The organism is Peptoniphilus timonensis JC401 (assembly GCF_000312025.1).
GTDB classification, from domain to species: Bacteria; Bacillota; Clostridia; order Tissierellales; family Peptoniphilaceae; genus Peptoniphilus_A; species Peptoniphilus_A timonensis.
The window spans coordinates 471,592-483,811 of record NZ_HE978593.1 but is presented as its reverse complement, the minus strand read 5'-3'; the positions used below and the strand labels follow the sequence as shown (position 1 = coordinate 483,811).

Annotated in this window: 7 protein-coding genes and 2 pseudogenes; all 9 read right to left on the bottom strand. The window is 29.2% G+C overall.

Going from position 1 to position 12,220, the window contains the following annotated elements; translation table 11 throughout:
- Positions 1-2,170 (bottom strand): translation initiation factor IF-2 (gene infB, locus HGPT_RS02350; protein ID WP_019138281.1); only part of this gene is annotated, 2,170 nt, incomplete at its 3' end.
- Between the two features lie 23 nt (positions 2,171-2,193).
- A complete protein-coding gene (rnpM, locus tag HGPT_RS02345; RefSeq protein ID WP_019138280.1) occupies positions 2,194-2,457 on the bottom strand; it encodes an RNase P modulator RnpM in 264 nt (87 codons plus the stop codon).
- A gap of 25 nt (positions 2,458-2,482) precedes the next feature.
- Positions 2,483-3,769 (bottom strand): transcription termination factor NusA, encoded by a 1,287-nt coding sequence (nusA, locus tag HGPT_RS02340; protein WP_019138279.1) that lies wholly within the window; start codon positions 3,767-3,769, stop codon positions 2,483-2,485.
- An 11-nt stretch (positions 3,770-3,780) separates the two neighbouring features.
- Positions 3,781-4,242, bottom strand: coding sequence for a ribosome maturation factor RimP (locus HGPT_RS02335; protein WP_019138278.1), 462 nt, complete (start codon positions 4,240-4,242; stop codon positions 3,781-3,783).
- A 104-nt stretch (positions 4,243-4,346) separates the two neighbouring features.
- Positions 4,347-8,593: pseudogene (locus tag HGPT_RS02330) on the bottom strand (PolC-type DNA polymerase III).
- Between the two features lie 4 nt (positions 8,594-8,597).
- Positions 8,598-9,625: pseudogene (ispG, locus tag HGPT_RS02325) on the bottom strand (flavodoxin-dependent (E)-4-hydroxy-3-methylbut-2-enyl-diphosphate synthase).
- A 22-nt stretch (positions 9,626-9,647) separates the two neighbouring features.
- The gene (rseP, locus tag HGPT_RS02320) at positions 9,648-10,658 is read right to left on the bottom strand and encodes an RIP metalloprotease RseP (RefSeq protein ID WP_019138277.1); all 1,011 of its coding nucleotides are present in this window, start codon (positions 10,656-10,658) and stop codon (positions 9,648-9,650) included.
- Between the two features lie 9 nt (positions 10,659-10,667).
- Positions 10,668-11,450, bottom strand: coding sequence for a phosphatidate cytidylyltransferase (locus HGPT_RS02315; protein WP_019138276.1), 783 nt, complete (start codon positions 11,448-11,450; stop codon positions 10,668-10,670).
- Between the two features lie 2 nt (positions 11,451-11,452).
- Positions 11,453-12,178 (bottom strand): undecaprenyl pyrophosphate synthase, encoded by a 726-nt coding sequence (locus HGPT_RS02310; RefSeq protein WP_019138275.1) that lies wholly within the window; start codon positions 12,176-12,178, stop codon positions 11,453-11,455.
- Positions 12,179-12,220: the final 42 nt, after the last annotated feature.

The window sequence follows — 12,220 nt, the reverse complement described above, 5'->3', positions numbered from 1 at the left end:
CCGTTGCAAGTTCTTTAGCATCATCTTTAAATCTCTTTAGTGAAGCAATATCTCCTTCGTGAATAACAACATCATCTCTTAAGACTTTAACTTTTGAATTTCTCAAAATTTTACCACTTAGAACATAAACACCTGCAACCATTTGATTATTTGGTAGCTTAAATGTTTGTCTTATTTCACATCTTCCAAGGATTTCTTCAACTATATCTGGATCAAGCATACCTTTAGCAGCTTGTTCAATGTCATTAATGATTTCGTAGATAACTCTGTAAGTTCTAATTTCAACATCTTCAGTTTTAGCAAGTTCAATTGCATTAATATTTGGTCTTACATTAAATCCTATTACAATAGCATTAGATGCAGAAGCAAGAGTGACATCTGATTCATTAATTCCACCAACACCTGAGTGAATTACAGAAATTTTAACTTCTTCGGTAGAAAGTTTTAACAAAGATTGGTTAAGAGCTTCAACAGAACCCTTTACGTCACCTTTAACAACAATATTAAGTTCTTTTACATCTTCTTCAGAAATTTTTTCGAATAAGTTGTCAAGACTTATTTTAGTAGTTTGACTTAATCTTTTTTCTCTTGAAATTTCTGTGTTTTTATCAGCAATAGCTTTAGCTGTTTTATCGTCCTTTACCGCATAAATAGTGTCTCCTGCATTTGGAACGTCATTTAATCCAAGAATTACAACTGGCATAGATGGACCGGCTTTTTTGACTTTTTTGCCCTTATCATCTTCCATAGCTCTAATTCTTCCAGAACAAGTACCTGATACAATGGCATCTCCGAATCTTAAAGTACCATTTTTTATAAGAATTGTGGCCATTGGTCCCTTTGCCTTATCAAGATTAGCTTCAATTATTGTACCAATTGCACGTCTGTTAGGATTTGCTTTTAATTCACGCATTTCTGCAACTAAAAGAATCATTTCAAGAAGTTCGTCAATACCTTCACCAGATTTAGATGAAACTCCAACAACTATTGTGTCGCCACCCCATTCTTCTGGCACAAGATTTTCGTTCATTAATTCTTGCTTTACCCTTTCAGGATTTCCTTCTGGTTTATCAATTTTTGTGATAGCTACAATAATAGGTACATCAGCAGATCTAGCGTGTGAAATTGCTTCAATAGTTTGAGGCATAACACCATCATCTGCCGCTACAACAAGAACTGCTATATCTGTAGTTTGAGCTCCTCTTAGTCTCATAGATGTGAAGGCTTCGTGACCAGGAGTATCTAAGAAAGTTATCTTCTTTCCAGATAAATTAACTGTGTATGCTCCTATATGTTGAGTAATTCCACCAGCTTCTGATTGAGTTACATGAGTTTTTTTAATTGAATCTAATAGGGATGTCTTACCATGGTCAACGTGACCCATTACTGTTACAACAGGTGGTCTAGATTTTAGGTCTCTTTCTCTATCTTTTTTTAATAACCCATATTCTTCTTCAACTGACTCATCAAGATTTGGAGCTTCTATTTCGATTTCAATTCCAAGTTCATCAGCTAGCAATATACAAGTATCTTCATCAATACTTTGATTTTGATTTGCCATTACTCCAAGACCAATTAACTTTGTAATAACTGTGGAAACAGATACACCAAGTTGGTTCGCAAAATCTTTTACTGTTATAGGTGCAATCACTGTTATAGAATCATCTCCCTTATCTTCTTCTTCAACTCTATGTTTTGATTTAACTTTTTTCTTAGGTTTCTTTTTTGTTAAATCTCTTTTAAAGGAGTTGTTATTTTCATTATTATCTTTATTTTTAGCCTTTTTCTTTTTGTTTTTTGAATTTTTATTTTTAAAAGAATTATCTTTATCTTCTTTTCTATTATTAGAATTATTAGTTTGATTAGAAGATTTTTTATTGTTCTCTTTCTTATTTATAGAATTATTTTCTGACTTCTTTTCTTTAAATTTTTTATTAGAATCAGACTTTTTGTTTTCATCTCTCTTAATATTAGAATCATTATTCTTTACAGGAGATTCATTTTTATGGGAATTATGTTTATATAAATTCCTTACTCTTTCTTCATCAGCACTATCTAAAGTTGACATATGATTTTTTACAGATATTTCAAGTTCAGTTAGCTTTGCGATTAATTCCTTACTTGTTATACCAAGATCTTTTGCCAACGCATGTACTCTAATTTTTGACAAATTGAACACCTCCTAGAAAGAGCTTAATCTACAGACTCAATTAGTTTTTCATAGACTTCCTCACTAATTTCTGTCGTAAACGCCCTATTTAAAGCTTTTGACTTTATCGCTTTCTCTAAACAACTTTTGTCATTACATAAATAAGCTCCTCTTCCATTTGCCTTTCCACTTTTATCTATAAAGATTTCATCATCTTTGTTTTTTACAACTCTGATTAAATCTTTTTTTGCCTTTTGTTCTTTACATCCTATACAAGTTCGCATAGGAATCTTCCTAATTTTAGTCATTGTTTACTCCATTAAATTAAGAATTTTATATTTCCTCTTCATCAGTAGTAGAAGTTTCTGTTTCTAATTCCTCTTCTTCAATTTCTAAAGAACTTTCATCTTCATTATGAGAATTTTCTATATTAAATTCTTCCTTGTCATCTAGATTATTACCTAAATTATCTTGATTTTCTAAAGTTTCTTCACTATTTTCTTCATTACCTTCTGAACTATCTTTTTTAGAATTTTCAAATTCTTCTCTTAACTCTTCTTCAGTAATATTTCTTTCTTCTAGATATTCTTCAAATTGAAGATTAGATTTTATATCAATTTTCCATCCTGTTAGTTTGGCAGCAAGTCTTACATTTTGACCTTCTTTACCAATAGCTAGAGAAAGTTGATAATCAGGAACTATAGCAAGTGCAGATTTTTCAGCTTCATTAATAAACACTTTTTCAACTTTAGAAGGACTTAGAGAATTGGCTATAAATTTATCTACTTCTTTTTCAAATATAACTATATCTATTTTTTCATTATCGATTTCATCAACAATTGCGTTAACTCTTTGTCCTTTGTATCCTACACAAGCTCCTAAAGGATCAACTTCTGGATCTCTTGAAAATACTGCAATTTTTGTTCTTGATCCAGCTTCTCTTGAGATAGAGTAGATTTCTACAATTCCTTCACTAACTTCAGGGATTTCCAATTCAAAAAGTCTTTTAATTAAATCTGGGTGAGATCTTGAAAGAACGATTTGTGGACCTTTTGTAGATTTTTCTACAGAAAGAATTAGCATCTTATATCTATCACCATGATTGTAGGATTCTCCATTTATTTGTTCCCCATAAGGTAGAATAGCTTCAGTTGTTCCTAAATCAACATATACATTATTATAGGACTTTCTTTGTACTACTCCTGTTATGATTTCTTTCTCTCTTTCAACATACTCATCAAAAACAATATCTCTTTCTGCATCTTTAATTCTTTGAATGACAACTTGCTTAGCAGTTTGTGCAGCAATTCTACCAAAATTCTTCGGATGAATTTGTAAGTTGTAAACATCCCCTATTGTATAGTCTGGGTCAATTTTCTTAGCTTCATCAAGTGATATCTCAAGTTGAGGATCCTCAACTTCTTCAACAACATTTTTAGATGCAAATAACTTAATTTCACCAGTTTCTCTATCCATATTCACAATAACATTTTCAGATGTTCCATAGTTTTTTCTATAGCTTGAAACTAAAGCTGACTCCAAAGCCTCAAATATTATTTCTTTAGAAATTCCTTTTTCTTTCTCTATTTCATTCAAAGCATCTATAAACTCTTGGTTCATATATTCCTCCATTAAAATTTAATAGTTTGTTTCATTGATGAAATAGATTTTATTGGAATTGATAGCTCTTGATCATCAATTTTACAATAAACATATTCATCATCATATTTGTCTAAAACAAAACTAAATTCTTTTTTTCCGTCTATTGGGGCATAAAGTTTTACATCAACTTCATTTCCAATATTTCTTCTATAGTCATCTTTTGTTTTTAAAGGTCTATCAAGTCCCGGCGAAGAAATCTCAAGATAATAAGGATTTTCTAATATTTCTAAATTATCTAATTTTTTTTCTAAATTCCTACTCATATCTGTGCAGTCATTTAGATCAATGCCATCTTTTTTATAAATAAAAATTGACAAAAGATCATGCTTTGATCCATTTTGAAATTCTATGTCTACAATTTCGTAGCCAAGTTCTTCTGCTACCTCTTCAGCTAGTGGGTAAATTTCTTTTTTTAATTCTTTTTTATTCACTTAACACCTCACTACTAAAAAACAAAGAGTGGGACAACCCACTCTTTACACTAAAATATCTTTCTTTATTAAATTATAACACAAATTGCGACAAATACAAGTTTTCAAAAATTAAATAATGAAATTTGATTAGTTTCGTCAAGATTTTCAAGCATAGCATTTTTTTGTAAAATTGATATTACAGAATTACCAGCTTTAGTTCTTTTTGAAAAATCTTCAATGGATAAATACTTAGATTTTTTTGATTCTTCTTCAATATTCTTGGCACAATTTTCTCCAATACCTGGGATTGCCCTAAGAGGCATTCTAATTTTTCCGTCTTCTATTGTAAATTCAGATGCTTTAGACTTATAAATATCTGCTTGTAAAAATTCAAATCCTCTAGCATACATTTCAAGAGCAACTTCAGAAACTCTTATTTCTCCCTTATCTTTGGCAGTAGGTTTTTCTATTTCTTTTAAAATTTTAATTCTATTTTTTAAGAAATTAGGGCCTTCAATTATACTTTCTCCATTAAAATCATTTAATTTAATAGTGAAAAATGTCGCATAAAAAGCCAAAGGATAATTTAACTTATAGTATGCAATTCTGAAAGATAACATAACATAAGCAACAGCATGTGCTTTTGGAAACATATACTTAATTTTTTTACAGGAATCTATATACCATTCAGGCAAGTCTAAATTTTTCATTATACTTTCCTGTTCTTCTGTAAGTCCCTTTCCTTTTCTTACTTTTTCCATTGTATCGAATGCCATTTTATTTTCTGCACCAGCATTTATAAGATAAACCATTATATCTTCTCTAGTAGCAATAACATCTTTTAGTTCAGCTCTACCTGAATCAACTAATTCTTGTGCATTTGATATCCAAACATCTGTACCGTGTGATAGACCAGAAATTCTAACAAGGTCCGCAAAATTCTTTGGTTTTGTTTCAAGAAGCATAGAGATTACAAAAGATGTTCCAAATTCTGGAATTCCAAGAGTTCCTGTCTTACAAGAAAAAATATCTTCATCCATATTAAATATTTCTGCACTATTAAAGATAGATAAGGTTTTTTCATCATCAAATCTAATTGAATTTGAATCTATTCCAGTAAAATCCTCAAGCATTTTTATAATTGTAGGACCATCGTGTCCAAGTATATCAAGTTTTAATATTTTTCCATGAATAAAGTTATAATCAAAATGTGTAGTTATTACTCCAGAACTTGGATCATCTGCTGGATATTGTATTGGTGTAAAATCAAAAATAGAATTTGTTTTAGGAACAATCATAACTCCACCAGGGTGTTGTCCACTTGTCCTTTTTCCATCTGTTATTGCTCTGGATAATCTATCAACTTCAATTGGAGAAATATTTTTATTTTCAAAATATTTTTTACATAACCATAAGCAGTCTTTTCTGCAATTTTTCCAATAGTTCCTGCTCTAAATACATAGCCTTCTCCAAACAATTCTTCTGTATATTTGTGTGCCCTAGGTTGATATTCTCCAGCAAAATTCAAATCTATATCTGGTTCTTTGTCACCATAGAATCCCAAAAACACTTCAAAAGGAATGTTATGACCATCTTTTTTTAACGGACTTCCACATTTTGGACACGTTTTATCTGGCATATCAACTCCACTTCCATAGGTTAAATCCTTTGTAAACTCAGAATATTTACAATTTGGACAAATATAATGTGGTGGAAGAGGATTTACTTCAGTTATATCTGCCATAGTTGCAACAAAGGATGAACCAACAGACCCTCTTGATCCTACTAAAAATCCATCGTCATTAGATTTTTTTACTAGTTTTTGTGCAATTATATATAAAACAGAGTAACCATTAGATATTATGGATTTTAATTCCTTTTCTAACCTATCTTCAACTATTTTTGGAAGATCATCTCCATAAATTTCATGAGCTTTTTTATAAGTCATCTCTCTTAAAGACTGATCTGATCCTTCTATAACTGGAGGATATTTACCATCTGGTATAGGTTTAATATCTTTTATAGAATCCTTTAAAAATTTCGTATTTTCAACAACAACTTTATATGAATTATCTTCTCCTAAATAAGAAAATTCATCTAGCATTTCTTCTGTACTTTTAAAATAAAATTTTTGATTTCTACTTGCTTGAGGGTCTGGTCTTCCAGGTTTTCCATTAAGGACAATTCGTCTTAAAACATCATCATCCTCTTCCAAATAGTAAGTGTCAGAATCGGCTATAACAGGTATATTAAGTTCTTTACCTATAGAAAAAATTTCTTTATTAATTAACCTGATATCTTCAATTGTAAATTTACCATCTTCAATTGCCATTATATTATCACTTGCAGGCTGAATTTCTAAAAAATCGTAGTATCTTGCAATTTTTAACAATTCTTCGTGAGGACACATTCTATAAATTGCGTCAAAAAGTTCAGAATTTGCGTTACCCGATCCAACTAATATACCTTCTCTATACTTATTTAAAAGACTTCTTGGTACTTTTGCTGAAAAATTAAAATATTCCATGTGAGATTCAGAAATAAGTTTATATAAATTTTTCAAACCAACTTCATCTTTAACAATTAATAGCAAAGATGACTCAAACAGTCGTTTAGAATCTGTGTTTTTAATATGTTTATTTAGATTATCAAAATTGAATTCTTCTTCTCTTTTTATTTTTTCAACTAATTTAATAAAAACGTCAGCAGTAGCTTCAGCATCATTTACTGCTCTATGAGCTCCAACTAAAGAAACGCCTAAATTCTTACATAGAGTCCCTAAGTTAAATCTTTTCATATGGGTCATAGTAGCTCTTGCTAATACAAGAGTGTCAAGTATTGGATGATTAAATTCTATATTATTATTTTTGTACTCTCTTCTGATAAAAGAAATATCAAACTTAGCATTATGCGCAACAAGAACTGCATCTTTTGCAAATTCATAAAACTCTGGAATAACTTTTTCAATAGTTGGTTCATTCTCAACAAGTGAATTACTAATTCCTGTCAATTCAACAACTACTTGAGGAATTTCTTTTTCAGGATTAATTAGCTGTGAAAATCTATCTGTGATAATTCCATCTTTAATTTTTACAGCACCAATTTCAGTAATTTTATCATTTCTCGAAGAAAGTCCTGTGGTTTCAATATCAAAAACAACATAAGTGTTGTATCTTTTATCTCTATCATAATTTGTAACTATTTTTTCAAAATCATCTACAAAATTAATATCTGTACCATAAATTATTTTTAAACCAGTTTCATCTCCTGCTTCCATTGCTTCTGGAAAACCTTGGACATCATTAGTATCTGCTATTGCTATTGCATCATGTCCCCATACTTTTGCTCTTTTTGCAAAATCAGTAAAAGATGTGACACCAGACATTTGAGACATTTTTGAATGAATTCTAAATTCAGTTCTCTTTTCATCACTGTAATCCATTCTTATAATCTTATCTTTTTTTTCAATATACCTAAGCATAATTGTTTCACATCTTGAAAAGTTATCATAGGAAACATTGCCTGTTATTAAAACGTGATCCCCTTCTCTAAAACTTTCCAAAAATTCTTCTGCTTTTTCTGGTTTTAGAAATATTTTTGCTAAAGTTGAAGATGTGTAATCAGTGATAGAAAGAGCAATTAAAAAGTTTCCATTTTTTAATTCACGGCTCTCAACATTAAATATATCAACTTCTACAGTAACTTTTTGAGAATTGACATTTACGTCTATTAGTCTTTCAATTACATCAATATCTTTCTTGCCATAGGAGTTTGATTTCTTTATTTTTTTTTCTTTTTCTTTATTTTCAGATTTAGTCTTAACTTCAATTTCATGTTTTGTAGAAATAACTTCTTCTGCTTCGTCAATTTTTGTAATAAAAGATTCTATATTATTTTCTTCTAGCTTATTTTCAGAAAATGAAAATTTAACTTTATAAGATGAAAAAACCTTTAATTCATTCTCAAGATAAGATGCAAATCCATTTTGACTTAAACTATAATAAGCCTCTTCGCTAGGCATAATAATTTCTATATTATTAATTTTTTCATTTTTATTTATTATTATATCTTTTATCCAAATTTTTGAAGATGGATTGTATTTTAAAATTTCGGCACAAATTAAATCATCTTCACTTGTATAAAGAGAAGATGATTTATAATCAATATGAATTTTATAATTATTTAAATTACTTGAAAAAATATTTTTAATTTCATCTTTAAAATTTAATTCAAGTTCTTTTTTTGAACTTATAACAAAGAATACCTCTCCAGAAAGCTTATTTCTTTTTATAGATTCAATTACAATTTCCTCGGATATATTTTCATGAGGAGAATCTAGTTTTTGTAAAATATCTCTTAATAATATCAAACTATCACCCAATATTTTCAATTTCTTTTAATAATTCACTTAATAACTTATCTTCTGGAACTTTTTTTATAATTTGACCTTTACTAAATATAAGACCTTCGCCATCCCCACAAGCTATTCCTATATCTGCTTCTCTCGCTTCTCCAGGACCATTAACGGCACATCCCATAATTGCGACTTTCAGATTTTTATCTAACTCATAAAGTCTATCTTCAGCTTTATTTACTATTTCAATTAAATTAACCTTAGTTCTTGCACAAGTTGGACAGGAAATTAAATCGATTCCTTCTCTTCTAAGGTCTAATGCTTTTAAAATATCCTTCCCTGCAATAACTTCATCAACAGGATCAGATGTCAATGAAACTCTAATTGTATCACCGATGCCTTCAGCTAATAAAGTTCCAATACCAATTGCTGATTTTACTATTCCTTTTTTTGGGCTACCTGCTTCAGTTACTCCTAAATGAAGTGGATAGTTAGACATTTCTGAAAACTTTCTATAACTTTCTATAGTAAGATTTACATCTGAGGCCTTCAAAGATACTGCGATATTTGAAAAATTATTTTTTTCTAACAATTCAACTTCTTCCATTGCACTATAACATATAGAAGATGCATTAACACCCTTAAATTTATCTAAAAACTCTTGTTTTACAGATCCAGAGTTAACTCCAACTCTTATTGGAATATCATAAAACTTACAAGCTTCAATAACTTCTTTTATTTTCCATGATTCACCAATATTACCTGGATTTAATCTAATTGCATCACTTTCATTTTTTGCCGCTGCAAGAGCAAGCTTATAGTCGAATTGTATGTCTGAAATAATAGGAATATTAATTTGTTTTTTATTTCTCTAAGTGCAGCTGCATCTTCCATATCATTTACAGCCATTCTTATAATATCACAACCTGCTTGTTCCAATTTTTTAATTTGAGTAACTGTAGAAGTAATATTTTTTGTATTAGTATTTGTCATAGATTGAATTGATATTGAAGAATCTCCACCAATTGCTACATTTCCAACATAAATTTTTTTGTTTTTTTTCTATTTATCATTTATTAAACAACCTTCCAATATCATTAAAAATAGTTACATAAATCATAAGTGAAAATAAAAGACTTATACCTATTAGTGAAAGACTTTGTTCGATTTTTTCATCAACGGGCTTTCCTCTTAATGCTTCAATTAATAAAAATAAAAACTTTCCTCCGTCTAAGGCAGGAATAGGCAATAAATTAAAAACACCAAGATTTACTGAAATTAATCCTAAAATCTGTAGAAAATTTAAAAATCCCTTTGACGATTCAGAACCAATAACTTGGGCAACTCCAACTGGACCTGATAAATATTCTAACTTAAAAGATCCTGAGAACATCATTTTAATACTTTGTAGGATCATTTGGGACATCTTAATTGTCCTATCAAAAGCAAGACTAATTGATTTTAAAATTGAGTGATCTAATTTAGCTGTAATTCCAATTAAATACATATTGTTTTCAGAAGAAAATTCAGGAGTAATCTTATATTCTTTTGTCTCACCCATTCTACTAATTGTGAAATCCATCTCTTTATTTTTGTTTTCCGAAATTATAGAATTGATATCGTATATATCTTTTGTTTTCTTACCATTTATGCTTATAATTTCATCACCATTTTTTAATCCAACTATTTGAGCTGGAGAATTTTGAACAATTTTGTCTATTTTGTTAGAACCATAACCAATAATAGAAAATATTATAGAAAAAGCAATAAAAGCAAGGACAAAATTCATAAAGGCACCAGCTAAAACAACTGCCATTCTTTTAATAATATGAACATTATTAAATGCTCTTGGATCATGGGAATTTTCTTCTTCACCTTCCATTGCTACATACCCTCCAACTGGTAAGGCTCTCAAACTATAAAAAGTTTCACCTTTTTTCTTTTGAAATATCTTTGGACCCATACCAACGGAAAATTCATTGACTTTTACACCAGATAATTTAGCAACAGTAAAGTGACCAAATTCATGAAGTATAACAACTAATAAAAAAACAAGTAACGAACTTATTATAGTAATCATTTTATCTCCTTAAATAAAATTATATAAAATAAATATAAAAGGGCTTATAAAAATTAAACTATCAAATCTATCTAAAATTCCACCGTGACCTGGTAAAATTTGAGCATAATCTTTAATTCCTGTGAATCTTTTAATCTTTGAAGCAAATAAATCTCCAAATTGACCTGCTATTGATGCTAGTAAAACTATAAGAATAACAATAAAATTAATATTATAAATTGCATTATATTTATTTAACATTACAAAATATACTGTTGTTAGAATTAAAGCAAAAACTGTGCCACCAATTGCACCCTCTATAGATTTGTTAGGACTAACCTTTTCTATAAGCTTGTGTTTTCCAAAGGTAGACCCAACAAAATAAGCAAAAGTATCTGTTGTAAAAGCAATTACAAATGCAGATATTATCAAATATATATCATCAAGACTTCCCAATAAATTTAGGAAGAAAACAACATATAAATAAGACATATTTGTAAAAGAATAATTGCTAATAGAGTAATCTTCAGATAATACATAGATAGATGAATTTAAAATAAAATAAACTACAAGTCCAAATATTAAATTCAAATGGAAAAATGAACATAAAAAAGTCACTAGAGCTCCAAAAAGCAAGGTTGGTAAATATAATTTAATTCCTTTTTTTACTAATGCATTATAAAGTTCTCTAATTCCCTCTAAGGTCAAAATAAATATAGCAGTTTTTATGGCATTTAAACCTAGATAAAAAATTAAAATAATTAGTGCTATTCCAACAACACCTGTAGAAACTCTTTTTTGTAAATCAGTCAAGATTATAATCCTCCATACCTTCTATTGCGACTTTGAAAATCACAAATGGCTTTATAAAATTCATTCTCATGAAAGTCTGGCCATAGTATGTCTGAAAAATAAAACTCACTATAAGCCAACTGATAGAGTAGAAAATTTGAAACTCTAAACTCACCACTAGGTCTAATAAGAAGGTCAAGATCATTTTGTCCTCTAGTATATAAATAATCTTTAAAAGATTCCGTATTTATATCATCAATAGAAATATTTCCAGCAATTACTTCTTCACAAATTTTTTTACTAGCTCTTACAATTTCACTTTGACCACCATAATTTAGACCAATATTTAGTATCATTTTATCATTTGATTTTGTTTCCTGCAATGCGGTATCTATAAGACCAACTATTTTCTCTGGAAATGCGGTGTAGTCACCTAAGACCATTATTCTAATATTATTCTTCTTAATTTTCTCAAGTTGACTTTTTATGTAAAAAGCAAGTAAATCCATTAATTTAGAAATTTCTTCTTCTGGTCTTTTCCAGTTTTCTGTTGAAAAAGCATACAAAGTTAGGGACTTAACATTAATCTTATAAGCTGCTTCAACAATTTCAATAACTCTTTCTGTTCCCTCTTTATGCCCAAAAGTTCTTGGTTTTTTTCTGTTTTTTGCCCATCTGCCATTTCCATCCATTATAATTCCTACGTGTTTAGGAATATTATCAAAGTCTAATTTTTCGTGATAATTCATAAAACTCCTTAAAAAAAGAGCCTTAGAATATTAATCTAAGGC